Source organism: Vibrio sp. F13 (assembly GCF_020806305.2).
GTDB lineage: Bacteria > Pseudomonadota > Gammaproteobacteria > Enterobacterales > Vibrionaceae > Vibrio > Vibrio crassostreae_C.
Genome location: NZ_CP170175.1, coordinates 1,916,191 through 1,932,938, shown reverse-complemented (window position 1 = coordinate 1,932,938; position 16,748 = coordinate 1,916,191). Strand labels below are relative to the sequence as shown.

The 16,748-nt window shown below is 46.6% G+C and carries 5 protein-coding genes, 10 tRNA genes, 5 rRNA genes and 1 pseudogene; 3 read left to right on the top strand and 18 right to left on the bottom strand.

Features of this window, described 5'->3' with window-relative positions:
- Positions 1–33: 33 nt before the first annotated feature.
- The 4 genes from LMH68_RS08865 to LMH68_RS08850 form a co-directional block, all read right to left on the bottom strand.
- Positions 34–109 (bottom strand) — tRNA-Thr (locus tag LMH68_RS08865).
- A gap of 13 nt (positions 110–122) precedes the next feature.
- Positions 123–197, bottom strand: a tRNA-Gly gene (locus tag LMH68_RS08860).
- 39 nt (positions 198–236) lie between these two features.
- Positions 237–321: transfer RNA gene (locus LMH68_RS08855), tRNA-Tyr, on the bottom strand.
- A 44-nt stretch (positions 322–365) separates the two neighbouring features.
- Positions 366–441, bottom strand: a tRNA-Thr gene (locus LMH68_RS08850).
- Positions 442–651: 210 nt separating this feature from the next.
- On the opposite strand from LMH68_RS08850, the gene coaA reads away from it, so the two are divergent.
- The gene (gene coaA, locus LMH68_RS08845) at positions 652–1,575 is read left to right on the top strand and encodes a type I pantothenate kinase (RefSeq protein ID WP_017066910.1); all 924 of its coding nucleotides are present in this window, start codon (positions 652–654) and stop codon (positions 1,573–1,575) included.
- Between the two features lie 7 nt (positions 1,576–1,582).
- On the opposite strand, the gene birA is transcribed toward coaA, so the two are convergent.
- Positions 1,583–2,548 carry a bifunctional biotin--[acetyl-CoA-carboxylase] ligase/biotin operon repressor BirA gene (gene birA, locus LMH68_RS08840; RefSeq protein WP_017059800.1) on the bottom strand — a complete coding sequence of 322 codons (966 nt, stop codon included), beginning with the start codon at positions 2,546–2,548 and terminating at the stop codon, positions 1,583–1,585.
- Positions 2,545–3,591 (bottom strand): UDP-N-acetylmuramate dehydrogenase, encoded by a 1,047-nt coding sequence (gene murB / locus LMH68_RS08835; RefSeq protein ID WP_017059799.1) that lies wholly within the window; start codon positions 3,589–3,591, stop codon positions 2,545–2,547. The genes birA and murB overlap by 4 nt, the downstream gene beginning before the upstream one ends.
- Positions 3,592–3,657: 66 nt before the next feature.
- Here murB and LMH68_RS08830 point away from each other — a divergent pair, with 66 nt between their 5' ends.
- Complete coding sequence (locus LMH68_RS08830; RefSeq protein ID WP_017059798.1) at positions 3,658–4,089, top strand: GNAT family N-acetyltransferase; 432 nt, start codon at positions 3,658–3,660, stop codon at positions 4,087–4,089.
- Positions 4,090–4,180: 91 nt separating this feature from the next.
- A complete protein-coding gene (gene pssA, locus LMH68_RS08825) occupies positions 4,181–5,521 on the top strand; it encodes a CDP-diacylglycerol--serine O-phosphatidyltransferase (RefSeq protein WP_029235079.1) in 1,341 nt (446 codons plus the stop codon).
- A gap of 380 nt (positions 5,522–5,901) precedes the next feature.
- Here pssA and LMH68_RS08820 read toward each other — a convergent pair.
- The 12 genes and pseudogenes from LMH68_RS08820 to LMH68_RS08765 all read right to left on the bottom strand — a co-directional run bounded on the left by LMH68_RS08820 (position 5,902) and on the right by LMH68_RS08765 (position 16,695).
- Positions 5,902–6,936: pseudogene (locus LMH68_RS08820) on the bottom strand (IS630 family transposase).
- Between the two features lie 133 nt (positions 6,937–7,069).
- Positions 7,070–7,146: transfer RNA gene (locus LMH68_RS08815), tRNA-Asp, on the bottom strand.
- Positions 7,147–7,189: 43 nt separating this feature from the next.
- A 5S ribosomal RNA gene (gene rrf / locus LMH68_RS08810) occupies positions 7,190–7,305 on the bottom strand.
- Between the two features lie 96 nt (positions 7,306–7,401).
- A 23S ribosomal RNA gene (locus LMH68_RS08805) occupies positions 7,402–10,295 on the bottom strand.
- A 388-nt stretch (positions 10,296–10,683) separates the two neighbouring features.
- Positions 10,684–10,759 (bottom strand) — tRNA-Val (locus LMH68_RS08800).
- Positions 10,760–10,791: 32 nt separating this feature from the next.
- Positions 10,792–10,867, bottom strand: a tRNA-Lys gene (locus LMH68_RS08795).
- A gap of 2 nt (positions 10,868–10,869) precedes the next feature.
- A tRNA-Glu gene (locus LMH68_RS08790) sits at positions 10,870–10,945 on the bottom strand.
- A 122-nt stretch (positions 10,946–11,067) separates the two neighbouring features.
- Positions 11,068–12,622, bottom strand: a 16S ribosomal RNA gene (locus LMH68_RS08785).
- A gap of 430 nt (positions 12,623–13,052) precedes the next feature.
- A 5S ribosomal RNA gene (gene rrf / locus LMH68_RS08780) occupies positions 13,053–13,168 on the bottom strand.
- Between the two features lie 133 nt (positions 13,169–13,301).
- Positions 13,302–16,195 (bottom strand): 23S ribosomal RNA (locus LMH68_RS08775).
- Together the 16S, 23S and 5S rRNA genes with 6 tRNA genes alongside form the textbook arrangement of a ribosomal RNA operon.
- Before the next feature lie 333 nt (positions 16,196–16,528).
- Positions 16,529–16,604, bottom strand: a tRNA-Ala gene (locus tag LMH68_RS08770).
- Positions 16,605–16,618: 14 nt separating this feature from the next.
- A tRNA-Ile gene (locus LMH68_RS08765) sits at positions 16,619–16,695 on the bottom strand.
- Between the last annotated feature and the right edge of the window lie 53 nt (positions 16,696–16,748).

Here is a 16,748-nt window from a genome sequence, read left to right as displayed (position 1 = left end):
GTTTTCTTTATTAAAGGAGAAGAAGCTTTAGACTGGTGCTAATACCCAGAGTCGAACTGGGGACCTCACCCTTACCAAGGGTGCGCTCTACCGACTGAGCTATATCAGCACACAAAATGAGTTGGAGCGTGCAGCGGGAATCGAACCCGCATCATCAGCTTGGAAGGCTGAGGTAATAGCCATTATACGATGCACGCAACACGTAACTCTGTTTGAGCTATTTAACCTTTAGAATATGGTGGAGAGGGACGGATTCGAACCATCGAAGGCAGTGCCAACAGATTTACAGTCTGCTCCCTTTGGCCACTCGGGAACCTCTCCAAATTTTGAGCTTTCTCTCGCTTGCCTTATAGGAAGGGAGAAAGTGGTGCCGACTACCGGAATCGAACTGGTGACCTACTGATTACAAGTCAGTTGCTCTACCTACTGAGCTAAGTCGGCACAAGTGGGGCGCATTTTATTGAATGATTTTCCACCTTGCAATAGTAAATTGAAAAAAAGTGCAAAATTCTCTGACCAAACTCCTACATACGGCTATTTAGCTCAAGGTTTACGTCTTTAACCCGCATCTAGTACAGGAAGATATTTTATTTATCTATCGCTTGATGTATTTTCCATGCACTTGTTTTGTTATCCACTATAGAGTTTTGTATGAGCCCATTTATGTCATTTGACCGCGAACGTTGGTCTGAGCTAAGGAATTTAGTTCCGATGACACTTTCTGAGAGCGACTTAAAAGAGCTTCAAGGCATCAATGAAAAGCTCACAATGGAAGAGGCAGTAGAGATCTATCTACCGCTATCTCGTCTATTGAACCTCTATGTGGCAGCCAGACAGAATAGAAACTCGGTACTCCACCAATTTCTAGATAAGAAAGAGAAAGCGCCACCTTTTATCATCGGTATTGCGGGTAGCGTAGCTGTTGGCAAAAGTACCACTGCGCGTCTGCTTAAAGCCCTACTCTCTCGCTGGGAAAACCACCCAAAAGTTGAACTAGTGACAACCGATGGCTTTTTATATCCAAACGAGGTGTTAGAAGAGAAAGGGTTGATGAGCAAAAAGGGCTTTCCTGAATCTTACGATATCAAGCGTTTAGTGAACTTTGTTTCGGATGTAAAAGCTTGCAAGAGAAATGTCACAGCCCCTGTTTACTCGCATCTTACGTACAATATTACTGATGACGTTAAGTGCGTCGACCTACCAGATGTGCTTATTATTGAAGGGCTTAATGTTTTACAAACCGGAATGAATTATCCACACGAGCCACATCGCGTGTTTATTTCAGACTTCCTTGATTTCTCACTCTATGTTGACGCTGATAGCCAACAAATCAAAGAATGGTACGTCAATCGCTTTATGAAATTCCGCGATGGCGCGTTTACTAAGCCTGGCTCTTACTTTAGTCATTACACTAAATTATCGAACCAAGCCGCATTGGACAAAGCAGAAGGTATCTGGAGTTCAATTAATGGCTTGAACCTTGAACAAAATATCCTTCCGACAAGAGAAAGGGCTCACCTGATTCTACGTAAAGGCGCAGATCATATGGTTGAAGAAGTGTTACTAAGAAAATAGTAACGCCTTAGTCGCCTTTTCTTAGCGATATCTCGCCACCAATATAGCTCTCGACACCATTCTCAGTTTTGAGCAATACAGCACCTTGTTCATCGATGCCTTGAACAACACCTTCAATTTCTCTAGGTCCAATGATCAATCTAACATTGCGACCTAAGAAATTATCCAAGCGGTTCCAACGCTCTAAAAAATTGGACATTCCTTTCAACTCGTAGTCGACAAGTGACTTATCCCAAGCATTGATCAGAGCCTGCGCTAACTGGTTACGGTCTGGCACCTTCCCATCACACACTTCTTTAAGGGAAGTCCATGGCTGGCCAATACCTGATGTTGTTGGATCCATGGATAGGTTTAGCCCTAAACCAATCACAATATGCGCAGCGCCGCCAGACTGTCCTGACAGCTCGACCAAGATACCTGCAAGCTTCTTGTCATTGTGGTAAAGGTCGTTCGGCCATTTAAGCTTTACACCTTCTACGCCCATCTCTTCCAAAGCTTCAACAACAGCTACACCAACCACAAGGCTTAAGCCCATTGCGGCAGCCATCCCCGCGTCGAGTCTCCAATACATTGAAAGATAGAGGTTTGCACCAAATGGTGATACCCACTCTCGTCCACGGCGTCCACGACCCGCAGCTTGATATTCAGCAATACAGACAGAACCCGATTCGAGGGTGTTAGTGCGCTCTAATAGGTGTTGGTTTGTAGAACCTATGATGGGAATGAGTTCAAGAGAAGCATCGCGACTAACTGCAGACAATTTGTCTTGGTCAAGCATATCCAAACGACTGGCTAGTTTGTAACCCTTGCCTTGTACTCGGTAGATATCTAAACCCCACTCTTGAATACCTTTAATGTGCTTACTGATAGCCGCTCGTGATACGCCAATCATTTCACCTAGGTCTTCACCTGAATGAAACTCACCGTCAGCAAGACATCTCAATAGTGCAAGCTTGGTACTGTGCTCTCTCATGCCAATGACTCCAAAGCCTTATCCAAGTTTGTCTCGCAGTCTCGTCCCATAAAGCGCACTTCATGTTCCAATCGAATATCGAATTTATTCAAAACGGACTGGCGCACTCGCTCTGCAAGCTTAAGGATATCCACAGCAGAAGCCTCATCATAATTGATAATAACCAATGCTTGGTTGGGGTGAACCTGAGCGCCACCTTCTGTCACACCCTTGAACTGGCATTGATCAATCAGCCAGCCAGCAGCAACTTTGATCATGTCATTACTCTCATAACCAACCATATTTGGATATAGAGCTAACAAGCGATCAAAATGATCTTTGGTGATCACAGGGTTTTTGAAGAAGCTACCCGCATTCCCTTGTACTCTAGGGTCTGGCAGCTTACTTGAACGGATAGCACACACTTCATCAAATATAGTGCGAGGGGAGAGCGTATCGGCTGCTAGGCTTTTTAACGGGCCATAGTGATTGCATGGCTCCCACTCTTTCGGCAACGTTAAACCAATCGCAACAACAATCGCTTTATCGTAGAGAGCGTGTTTGAAAATAGAATCTCGGTAACCAAAGAGACACTCTTCTTTGCTTAATCGCTTAACTGTATAAGTATCCAGACACAGGATATCGACATACTCGCATACGTCTTGTAGCTCAACACCATACGCACCAATATTCTGAATCGGAGCAGAGCCGGAACAGCCGGGTATCATTGCTAGGTTTTCTAGACCACCCAGCCCTTTATCCACACTCCACTCAACCAAGCTTGGCCAATCCTCGCCACCACTCACATGCAGTAGGTGATGACTGTCCGTCTCGGCCAGCTCAATCCCAGCTAATTTATTCACGATGACCAGGCCAGCGAAGTGCTCAGTAAAAAGCATATTACTGCCCTTACCCAGTATTAACTTAGGCAAAGCTGACCATTTAGGGTCTTTGTAAAGCGAAATAAGTTCTTCGGTAGTGGTGACTTCAACCAACGCATCACACGTCTGATCGATGGAAAAAGTATGAACATTTTTTAAACTAGCATTGAGATGGAATTGCATGGCGATATTCAATTAACTTACACTGCGGTCATTCTACAGCAGATAAACCAATGGCGCAGTGACTGAATGAACAATGTCATCATTACTCAATTAGACCCAGTAAAGGTTCCCCTAGTTAAACGTTTCTATAAAGAACATTACCCAACGGGAAAAGCGAATAAGAGTGAACTGATCTATTCGTTATTGCTGAATAACGAACTGTGCGGTGTCGTGCGTTTTCGTACAATAGAAAATAATCGCTTACTTACCGGTATGGCGATATCAAAACAACATCGTGGTCAGCAATTAGGCTCCCAGCTTATGGATTATTGTGCGCAACATACGCTTACGGAAGATGATTACTGCTTTGCGTACGCTCATCTCACCAATTTTTACGCGCGACACAAATTCGTACAAGTAGACCCTAAAGATCTACCAAATGGTTTAAGAGTTTTATACGAGCGCTATTCGAATAGCGGAAAAGATCTCATTCCTATGCATTATCAGCAAAATTGTTAGAGAATGCCTCGATTATCTAGTATTTGGTGCTATCCCTTTGGTAAAATTAAAGGTTCGCAATTTTGCATATTTTTAAGGTAAAACAGTCAATATGATTGCCAGTAGGAATCCATTCATACAGTTGCCAACCATAGCGCAGAATCCTGACAAGTTTGAAGTACTACTATCAGCGCAAGAGTTTCGAACTCGCCTACTTGATGAAATATCTCGCGCAACGACTCGTATTAGTTTAGTCGCTTTGTATCTTGAAGATGATGAGGCTGGCCGTGAGATCCTAACTGCCTTATATGAAGCAAAGCAAAAGAATCCAGAATTAGACGTGAGCGTTTGTGTCGATTGGCACCGGGCGCAGCGTGGATTGATTGGCGCAGAGTCTTCTGAAGGCAATGCAGCCATGTATAAAGAGTTCGCAGAGAAATATCAACATTCTGTGCCTGTCTATGGCATTCCCGTTCGCGGCAAAGAAGTCTTTGGCGTATTGCACTTAAAAGGCTTTATCGTCGATGATAGCGTGATATACAGCGGTGCAAGCCTTAACAATATCTATCTGAATTACCATGACCGCTATCGCTTTGATCGTTACCATGTTTTAAACAATGCAGCTCTTGCTGACTCAATGTTTGCCTACGTACACGAACAGATGGTTGCGGACAGCGCTGTTTATGACCTGGCTGATAAGAACAAGCCTGCGACCAAAGAACTGAAACCAGCGATTCGTCAGTTTCGAGCATCATTGGCAAGGTCTCAGTATCAATTCGAAGGGCAAGAGGTTTCAGCAGAGCAAGTGGCTGTAACACCATTGGTTGGTATCGGTAAAAGACGTAACCGTCTGAATCAGGGAATCAACCAACTCGTCGCTCAAGCTAAAGATGAAATCTTCATCTGCACACCTTACTTCAACTTCCCACCTAGCCTAGCTAAAGAAGTGAAGAAAGCACTTAAGCGTGGCGTAAAGGTCAGCATTGTTGTTGGTGATAAGACAGCGAATGATTTCTTTATCTCACCAGAAGAAGAGTTTAAAACGATTGGTGGTTTGCCATACCTTTACGAACTGAACTTACGCCGTTTCGCTAAAGCGAATGAAGCTCATATTGCTAGCCGTAATCTATCAATTCGACTTTGGCAACACGATTCCAATAGCTTCCACCTAAAGGGCATTTGGGTAGATAAGCGCTACATGCTACTAACAGGTAATAATCTAAATCCACGCGCATGGAAGTTGGATCTAGAGAACGGTATCTTTATCCAAGATAACTACCATCACCTAACAGACAAGTTTCAGGCTGAAGTGGATAACATCCTTCAACACACTCAGCTTATCTGTACTTATAAGCAGTTAGACAAGGTAGAGAGCTACCCGATGGAAGTTCAGAAGTTGATTCGTAAGATCACTCGTGTGAAAGCCGATAGGGTGCTTAAGCAAATACTGTAGTCGATGTATTAGAGACACTATTTATCAACGCCTAGCAAACGCTAGGCGTTTTTGTATCTACGAGATAGCTATTTAGGTTTGTTTGATGGTCTTTCGAATCAACATCTCTATTTATGCATAGTGAGTGTGATAGCTTGAAGTGTTAAGCATCCTACCTTTTCCTTAGTCAACGTGTATCAGGTATGGTTTAGATAGCAGCTAAACGAGTACCAATACGAACATAATCGACAATTACCCTTTACGTATTCAAGCAATAAAGTCTCACTCCTTAGGGCGAAGTACGTACGCGATAGAGAATTTCACATAGTAAAACAATCAGATTAGTGCTCTGCTCTATTTAGCTTAACTACCAGAGTTAGAAGTAATACCAATCCGGAAAACTAACTGATCAGGTCAATCCAATCTCTTGTACACATTTTTGTGACGCGATCTTTGCACTCAAGAAATCCATTCCAAGCGCTACAGACCTTCGAAACAATATCGTTATAATCAATGAAGTTTTGGTTTGCTAGATAGTGTTGCCTTAACCAACTCCACACTTGCTCTATAGGGTTAAGCTCTGGTGAGTATGGCGGCAATTTGATAATACTGACATTATCAAATGGGTTAGCAATATCATCGGTATGCCATCCTGCGCCATCCATTATTACCACTGAATGACGGTCTTTTTCTGTGACTTTAGATATCTGCTCTAGATGGTTTATCATGATGTCTTTGTTAACCCAAGGGACGACCATTGCCTCACCAATCCCTCTCGATGGGCGCACTGAGCCAAACAAATAAGCGTATTCAAATTGCTGCTGTTTTACTACGCGAGGTCTCGTTCCACGAGTAGCCCAAAGACGTGTTGTTGTGTTCTGCTGACCAAACCTAGCTTCGTCTTGAAACCAGACATCAACACTCTCTAGCCCAATATGGCCGGGGATCTTAAGGATCGTTTCGATTTGGAATTTTTTTAAAATCGTCCTGTATTTGCTGTGATTGTTTAGGGTGTTTGGAACGAGAAGTTATCCAAGAAAAACCCATGTGGTCGAGGAGATAGTAGATGGAATTAGGGTGGTAGTGCTTGTCAAAGTGTTTAACGATGTAGTCATGTATATCGCTTCCAACAAGGCGGCCACCAGAAGGTGATTCAGCTTCTTTTTTTATGAAGGCACTGAGTTGAGCCCGCTGCTCATCGGTGAGGTATGCAGGCCTACCAGTCCGAGGTTTTTCTTGAAGTCCTTCTAGGCCTTCTTCAAAAAAATCCGAACCCATTTATTGACACTGGTTCGACTGACTTTGAGAGATTTTGCAATTTGTGTACGAGAGAGGCCATCTTTAAAGTGTGCGAGCGCAAGTAAACGCATCTTCATCTGAATGGTTTTTTGCTGGCTCGCAAGCTTTTTGAAGTCAGTGTTATTAAGGCTATCCATGGCTAAATTTCACAATAATTCATCAATCTTAATTAGATCACATTTTTACTTTAATTGGTATAACCTATAAGCAAAACACTTTTCTTCAAATGTAAAAAAGCCCTGCTATTGCTAGCAGGGCTTCTCTAATAAGTGGCGGAGTGGACGGGACTCGAACCCGCGACCCCCGGCGTGACAGGCCGGTATTCTAACCAACTGAACTACCACTCCGCAGTGGAATACTTGTCGTCGCTGACAAGTGTTCAAATTTAAAGCCTGGCGATGTCCTACTCTCACATGGGGAAGCCCCACACTACCATCGGCGCTATTGTGTTTCACTTCTGAGTTCGGCATGGAATCAGGTGGGTCCACAATGCTATGGTCGCCAAGCAAATTTTAAAATTCGGAAAACTGTATTTAAAAGTCTCTTCAAACTCATTCAAGGTCTGGTCTTTCTTTGAGTCCACAAAACCCCTTGGGTGTTGTATGGTTAAGCCTCACGGGCAATTAGTACAGGTTAGCTCAATGCCTCGCAGCACTTACACACCCTGCCTATCAACGTCGTAGTCTACGACAACCCTTTAGGACACTTATAGTGCCAGGGAAAACTCATCTCAAGGCTCGCTTCCCGCTTAGATGCTTTCAGCGGTTATCGATTCCGAACTTAGCTACCGGGCAATGCCATTGGCATGACAACCCGAACACCAGAGGTTCGTCCACTCCGGTCCTCTCGTACTAGGAGCAGCCCCTTTCAATTTTCCAACGCCCACGGCAGATAGGGACCGAACTGTCTCACGACGTTCTAAACCCAGCTCGCGTACCACTTTAAATGGCGAACAGCCATACCCTTGGGACCGACTTCAGCCCCAGGATGTGATGAGCCGACATCGAGGTGCCAAACACCGCCGTCGATATGAACTCTTGGGCGGTATCAGCCTGTTATCCCCGGAGTACCTTTTATCCGTTGAGCGATGGCCCTTCCATTCAGAACCACCGGATCACTATGACCTGCTTTCGCACCTGCTCGAATTGTCATTCTCGCAGTCAAGCGGGCTTATGCCATTGCACTAACCACACGATGTCCAACCGTGTTTAGCCCACCTTCGTGCTCCTCCGTTACTCTTTGGGAGGAGACCGCCCCAGTCAAACTACCCACCAGGCACTGTCCGTAATCCCGATTCAGGGACCAACGTTAGAACATCAAAACTACAAGGGTGGTATTTCAAGGACGACTCCACCACATCTAGCGACGCGGTTTCAAAGTCTCCCACCTATCCTACACATGTAGGTTCAATGTTCAGTGCCAAGCTGTAGTAAAGGTTCACGGGGTCTTTCCGTCTAGCCGCGGGTACACTGCATCTTCACAGCGATTTCAATTTCACTGAGTCTCGGGTGGAGACAGCGTGGCCATCATTACGCCATTCGTGCAGGTCGGAACTTACCCGACAAGGAATTTCGCTACCTTAGGACCGTTATAGTTACGGCCGCCGTTTACCGGGGCTTCGATCAAGAGCTTCGACCGAAGTCTAACCCCATCAATTAACCTTCCGGCACCGGGCAGGCGTCACACCGTATACGTCATCTTACGATTTTGCACAGTGCTGTGTTTTTAATAAACAGTTGCAGCCACCTGGTATCTGCGACTCTCGTCTGCTCCATCCGCAAGGGACTTCACTGATAAGAGCGTACCTTCTCCCGAAGTTACGGTACCATTTTGCCTAGTTCCTTCACCCGAGTTCTCTCAAGCGCCTTGGTATTCTCTACCCGACCACCTGTGTCGGTTTGGGGTACGATTCCTTACAATCTGAAGCTTAGAGGCTTTTCCTGGAAGCATGGCATCAATGACTTCACTACCGTAGTAGCTCGACATCGTATCTCAGCGTTAATAGCGGTCCGGATTTACCTAAACCACCCGCCTACGTACTTGAACCTGGACAACCGTCGCCAGGCCCACCTAGCCTTCTCCGTCCCCCCATCGCAATTGTAAGAAGTACGGGAATATTAACCCGTTTCCCATCGACTACGCCTTTCGGCCTCGCCTTAGGAGTCGACTTACCCTGCCCCGATTAACGTTGGACAGGAACCCTTGGTCTTCCGGCGAGGGAGTTTTTCACTCCCTTTATCGTTACTCATGTCAGCATTCGCACTTCTGATACCTCCAGCAGCCCTTACAGACCACCTTCAACGGCTTACAGAACGCTCCCCTACCCCACATACCCTAAGGTACGTAGCCGCAGCTTCGGTGTATAGCTTAGCCCCGTTACATCTTCCGCGCAGGCCGACTCGACCAGTGAGCTATTACGCTTTCTTTAAATGATGGCTGCTTCTAAGCCAACATCCTGGCTGTCTGAGCCTTCCCACATCGTTTCCCACTTAGCTATACTTTGGGACCTTAGCTGGCGGTCTGGGTTGTTTCCCTCTCCACGACGGACGTTAGCACCCGCCGTGTGTCTCCCGGATAGTACTTACTGGTATTCGGAGTTTGCAAAGGGTTGGTAAGTCGGGATGACCCCCTAGCCTTAACAGTGCTCTACCCCCAGTAGTATTCGTCCGAGGCGCTACCTAAATAGCTTTCGGGGAGAACCAGCTATCTCCAGGTTTGATTGGCCTTTCACCCCTAGCCACAAGTCATCCGCTAATTTTTCAACATTAGTCGGTTCGGTCCTCCAGTTGATGTTACTCAACCTTCAACCTGCCCATGGCTAGATCACCTGGTTTCGGGTCTAATCCTAGCAACTGTACGCCCAGTTAAGACTCGGTTTCCCTACGGCTCCCCTAAACGGTTAACCTTGCTACTAAAATTAAGTCGCTGACCCATTATACAAAAGGTACGCAGTCACACCACGAAGGTGCTCCTACTGCTTGTACGTACACGGTTTCAGGTTCTATTTCACTCCCCTCACAGGGGTTCTTTTCGCCTTTCCCTCACGGTACTGGTTCACTATCGGTCAGTCAGTAGTATTTAGCCTTGGAGGATGGTCCCCCCATATTCAGACAGGATATCACGTGTCCCGCCCTACTCGTTTTCACTGATTATGATGTGTCGGTTACGGGGCTATCACCCTTTACTGCGAGACTTTCCAGACTCTTCACCTGCATCATTAAAAGCTTAAGGGCTAATCCAATTTCGCTCGCCGCTACTTTCGGAATCTCGGTTGATTTCTCTTCCTCGGGGTACTTAGATGTTTCAGTTCCCCCGGTTTGCCTCCTGTTGCTATGTATTCACAACAGGATACTTACTTATGTAAGTGGGTTTCCCCATTCAGGAATCCCAGACTCAAAAGGTTATTACTACCTAATCTGGGCTTATCGCAAGTTATTACGCCTTTCATCGCCTCTGACTGCCAAGGCATCCACCGTGTACGCTTAGTCACTTAACCATACAACCCGAAAGGGTTTCTATTTGCTTTCACTTTAAAAAGTGAAGACAAATAAGCGTATGGCAACTAACCAAGGTTTTTGGTTGTCATTAAGAAGGGTTAATTCTCAATGACTGTTTGCCGGACTCAATTGTGATTCAAACAAGTTTGAATCGAATACAAGACACTTGAATGTGTTTGTTGTGTTTATCTAATGAAAGATAAACATTGAGAACTTTTAAATTTGATTGAATTACTCGTAAGTAATCAATCAGTCAGCTTTCCAAATTGTTAAAGAGCAATGAGACTTCTTGTGAAGTTCATTTTCTAAAGACTCTCACAGTCGAAAAATCCAACCAACGACATAAGAAGTGGTTTGGATATTTAACTTCCAAGAATATTTAGAGAATGGTGGGCGATACCGGGCTCGAACCAGTGACCCCCTGCTTGTAAGGCAGGTGCTCTCCCAACTGAGCTAATCGCCCACGATAGTTTTAATTCCTTCGCGGAGAAAGAATGGTGGGTCGTGCAGGATTCGAACCTGCGACCAATTGATTAAAAGTCAACTGCTCTACCAACTGAGCTAACGACCCAATGGTATCCCGTAGGGGAGTCGAACCCCTGTTACCGCCGTGAAAGGGCGGTGTCCTAGGCCTCTAGACGAACGGGACACTGCAATTCGTCTCTACTTTAAAAAGTAGAAACAAACTTCGAAGAACTTGGGAGTTCTTCATCTCTTTGCTTTTCTAAACCTAATCAATCTGTGTGGACACTCATCGTGTATATCTTCGTATAAGGAGGTGATCCAGCCCCAGGTTCCCCTAGGGCTACCTTGTTACGACTTCACCCCAGTCATGAACCACAAAGTGGTGAGCGTCCTCCCCGAAAGGTTAAACTACCCACTTCTTTTGCAGCCCACTCCCATGGTGTGACGGGCGGTGTGTACAAGGCCCGGGAACGTATTCACCGTGACATTCTGATTCACGATTACTAGCGATTCCGACTTCATGGAGTCGAGTTGCAGACTCCAATCCGGACTACGACGCACTTTTTGGGATTCGCTCACTATCGCTAGCTTGCTGCCCTCTGTATGCGCCATTGTAGCACGTGTGTAGCCCTACTCGTAAGGGCCATGATGACTTGACGTCGTCCCCACCTTCCTCCGGTTTATCACCGGCAGTCTCCCTGGAGTTCCCGACATTACTCGCTGGCAAACAAGGATAAGGGTTGCGCTCGTTGCGGGACTTAACCCAACATTTCACAACACGAGCTGACGACAGCCATGCAGCACCTGTCTCAGAGCTCCCGAAGGCACACCTGCGTCTCCGCTGGCTTCTCTGGATGTCAAGAGTAGGTAAGGTTCTTCGCGTTGCATCGAATTAAACCACATGCTCCACCGCTTGTGCGGGCCCCCGTCAATTCATTTGAGTTTTAATCTTGCGACCGTACTCCCCAGGCGGTCTACTTAACGCGTTAGCTCCGAAAGCCACGGCTCAAGGCCACAACCTCCAAGTAGACATCGTTTACGGCGTGGACTACCAGGGTATCTAATCCTGTTTGCTCCCCACGCTTTCGCATCTGAGTGTCAGTATCTGTCCAGGGGGCCGCCTTCGCCACTGGTATTCCTTCAGATCTCTACGCATTTCACCGCTACACCTGAAATTCTACCCCCCTCTACAGTACTCTAGTTCACCAGTTTCAAATGCAGTTCCGAGGTTGAGCCCCGGGCTTTCACATCTGACTTAATGAACCACCTGCATGCGCTTTACGCCCAGTAATTCCGATTAACGCTCGCACCCTCCGTATTACCGCGGCTGCTGGCACGGAGTTAGCCGGTGCTTCTTCTGTTGCTAACGTCAAGAGATAGCGCTATTAACGCTACCCCCTTCCTCACAACTGAAAGTACTTTACAACCCGAAGGCCTTCTTCATACACGCGGCATGGCTGCATCAGGCTTTCGCCCATTGTGCAATATTCCCCACTGCTGCCTCCCGTAGGAGTCTGGACCGTGTCTCAGTTCCAGTGTGGCTGATCATCCTCTCAGACCAGCTAGGGATCGTCGCCTTGGTGAGCCATTACCTCACCAACTAGCTAATCCCACCTAGGCATATCTTGACGCGAGAGGCCCGAAGGTCCCCCTCTTTGGCCCGTAGGCATTATGCGGTATTAGCCATCGTTTCCAATGGTTATCCCCCACATCAAGGCAATTTCCTAGGCATTACTCACCCGTCCGCCGCTCGACGCCCATTAACGCACCCGAAGGATTGTTAGTGTCGTTTCCGCTCGACTTGCATGTGTTAGGCCTGCCGCCAGCGTTCAATCTGAGCCATGATCAAACTCTTCAATTTAAAGTTTTGATTACCTAAATTAATAGGTGTGACTCAACGAATACTGACTTCAAAACTATTCTTTATAAATAAAGAGTGTAATTTTAAAGCTATTACCATTCCAACAGAATGGTAATGAATTGACTGTGCCGAATAACTACAAGTAGTTAAACGTATTGGTCACTCAGTTCATTGAAATCAATTTTGATTCCGAAGAATCTGTTTTATCTAACGATAAAACGTTTTGATATTCATCAACGAGTGCCCACACAGATTGATAGGTTTAAATTGTTAAAGAGCTTGTTCTCTAAAAAGAGAACGCTTTCAGTGCCTTAGCACTTAAGCAGGACGCGTATAATACGCTTTCTACTTTGAAAGTCAACATAAAATACTAAGAAAACTTAGAACTCTATGGTGACTTGTCTACTTTGTAGACAAAGTCGAAATTAAAGCCTGGCGATGTCCTACTCTCACATGGGGAAGCCCCACACTACCATCGGCGCTATTGTGTTTCACTTCTGAGTTCGGCATGGAATCAGGTGGGTCCACAATGCTATGGTCGCCAAGCAAATTTTGCTTTTACTTTCAGCTTTTTTAAAAACTGAAGGCAAAATAATCTGGAAAACTGATTTAAAAGTCTCTTTCAAACTCATTCAAGGTCTGGTCTTTCTTTGAGTCCACAAAACCCCTTGGGTGTTGTATGGTTAAGCCTCACGGGCAATTAGTACAGGTTAGCTCAATGCCTCGCAGCACTTACACACCCTGCCTATCAACGTCGTAGTCTACGACAACCCTTTAGGACGCTTATAGCGTCAGGGAAAACTCATCTCAAGGCTCGCTTCCCGCTTAGATGCTTTCAGCGGTTATCGATTCCGAACTTAGCTACCGGGCAATGCCATTGGCATGACAACCCGAACACCAGAGGTTCGTCCACTCCGGTCCTCTCGTACTAGGAGCAGCCCCTTTCAATTTTCCAACGCCCACGGCAGATAGGGACCGAACTGTCTCACGACGTTCTAAACCCAGCTCGCGTACCACTTTAAATGGCGAACAGCCATACCCTTGGGACCGACTTCAGCCCCAGGATGTGATGAGCCGACATCGAGGTGCCAAACACCGCCGTCGATATGAACTCTTGGGCGGTATCAGCCTGTTATCCCCGGAGTACCTTTTATCCGTTGAGCGATGGCCCTTCCATTCAGAACCACCGGATCACTATGACCTGCTTTCGCACCTGCTCGAATTGTCATTCTCGCAGTCAAGCGGGCTTATGCCATTGCACTAACCACACGATGTCCAACCGTGTTTAGCCCACCTTCGTGCTCCTCCGTTACTCTTTGGGAGGAGACCGCCCCAGTCAAACTACCCACCAGGCACTGTCCGTAATCCCGATTCAGGGACCAACGTTAGAACATCAAAACTACAAGGGTGGTATTTCAAGGACGACTCCACCACATCTAGCGACGCGGTTTCAAAGTCTCCCACCTATCCTACACATGTAGGTTCAATGTTCAGTGCCAAGCTGTAGTAAAGGTTCACGGGGTCTTTCCGTCTAGCCGCGGGTACACTGCATCTTCACAGCGATTTCAATTTCACTGAGTCTCGGGTGGAGACAGCGTGGCCATCATTACGCCATTCGTGCAGGTCGGAACTTACCCGACAAGGAATTTCGCTACCTTAGGACCGTTATAGTTACGGCCGCCGTTTACCGGGGCTTCGATCAAGAGCTTCGACCGAAGTCTAACCCCATCAATTAACCTTCCGGCACCGGGCAGGCGTCACACCGTATACGTCATCTTACGATTTTGCACAGTGCTGTGTTTTTAATAAACAGTTGCAGCCACCTGGTATCTGCGACTCTCGTCTGCTCCATCCGCAAGGGACTTCACTGATAAGAGCGTACCTTCTCCCGAAGTTACGGTACCATTTTGCCTAGTTCCTTCACCCGAGTTCTCTCAAGCGCCTTGGTATTCTCTACCCGACCACCTGTGTCGGTTTGGGGTACGATTCCTTACAATCTGAAGCTTAGAGGCTTTTCCTGGAAGCATGGCATCAATGACTTCACTACCGTAGTAGCTCGACATCGTATCTCAGCGTTAATAGCGGTCCGGATTTACCTAAACCACCCGCCTACGTACTTGAACCTGGACAACCGTCGCCAGGCCCACCTAGCCTTCTCCGTCCCCCCATCGCAATTGTAAGAAGTACGGGAATATTAACCCGTTTCCCATCGACTACGCCTTTCGGCCTCGCCTTAGGAGTCGACTTACCCTGCCCCGATTAACGTTGGACAGGAACCCTTGGTCTTCCGGCGAGGGAGTTTTTCACTCCCTTTATCGTTACTCATGTCAGCATTCGCACTTCTGATACCTCCAGCAGCCCTTACAGACCACCTTCAACGGCTTACAGAACGCTCCCCTACCCCACATACCCTAAGGTACGTAGCCGCAGCTTCGGTGTATAGCTTAGCCCCGTTACATCTTCCGCGCAGGCCGACTCGACCAGTGAGCTATTACGCTTTCTTTAAATGATGGCTGCTTCTAAGCCAACATCCTGGCTGTCTGAGCCTTCCCACATCGTTTCCCACTTAGCTATACTTTGGGACCTTAGCTGGCGGTCTGGGTTGTTTCCCTCTCCACGACGGACGTTAGCACCCGCCGTGTGTCTCCCGGATAGTACTTACTGGTATTCGGAGTTTGCAAAGGGTTGGTAAGTCGGGATGACCCCCTAGCCTTAACAGTGCTCTACCCCCAGTAGTATTCGTCCGAGGCGCTACCTAAATAGCTTTCGGGGAGAACCAGCTATCTCCAGGTTTGATTGGCCTTTCACCCCTAGCCACAAGTCATCCGCTAATTTTTCAACATTAGTCGGTTCGGTCCTCCAGTTGATGTTACTCAACCTTCAACCTGCCCATGGCTAGATCACCTGGTTTCGGGTCTAATCCTAGCAACTGTACGCCCAGTTAAGACTCGGTTTCCCTACGGCTCCCCTAAACGGTTAACCTTGCTACTAAAATTAAGTCGCTGACCCATTATACAAAAGGTACGCAGTCACACCACGAAGGTGCTCCTACTGCTTGTACGTACACGGTTTCAGGTTCTATTTCACTCCCCTCACAGGGGTTCTTTTCGCCTTTCCCTCACGGTACTGGTTCACTATCGGTCAGTCAGTAGTATTTAGCCTTGGAGGATGGTCCCCCCATATTCAGACAGGATATCACGTGTCCCGCCCTACTCGTTTTCACTGATTATGATGTGTCGGTTACGGGGCTATCACCCTTTACTGCGAGACTTTCCAGACTCTTCACCTGCATCATTAAAAGCTTAAGGGCTAATCCAATTTCGCTCGCCGCTACTTTCGGAATCTCGGTTGATTTCTCTTCCTCGGGGTACTTAGATGTTTCAGTTCCCCCGGTTTGCCTCCTGTTGCTATGTATTCACAACAGGATACTTACTTATGTAAGTGGGTTTCCCCATTCAGGAATCCCAGACTCAAAAGGTTATTACTACCTAATCTGGGCTTATCGCAAGTTATTACGCCTTTCATCGCCTCTGACTGCCAAGGCATCCACCGTGTACGCTTAGTCACTTAACCATACAACCCGAAAGGGTCTTAGTGTATGGCAACTAACCAAGGTTTTTGGTTGTCATTAAGAAGGGTTAATTCTCAATGACTGTTTGCCGGACTCAATTTCGATTCAAACTAAGTTTGAATCACTCTTTATTTCCACTTTTAAAAAGTGAAGACAAAAAGCCAAGACACTTGAATGTGTTTGTTGTGTTTATCAATAAAGATAAACATTGAGAACTTTTAAATTTGATTGAATTACTCGTAAGTAATCAATCAGTCAGCTTTCCAAATTGTTAAAGAGCTTGATTCAATAAAATGAACCATTTTTAAAGACTCTCTTAAGAGAATACTTAAAGATGGTGGAGCTATGCGGGATCGAACCGCAGACCTCCTGCGTGCAAGGCAGGCGCTCTCCCAGCTGAGCTATAGCCCCATCTAGGTCGATATTGGTGGGTCTGAGTGGACTTGAACCACCGACCTCCCGCTTATCAGGCGAGCGCTCTAACCAGCTGAGCTACAGACCCAATATCGTCTCTTAACTTTTCTAAACCTAATCAATCTGTGTGGGTACTCATCA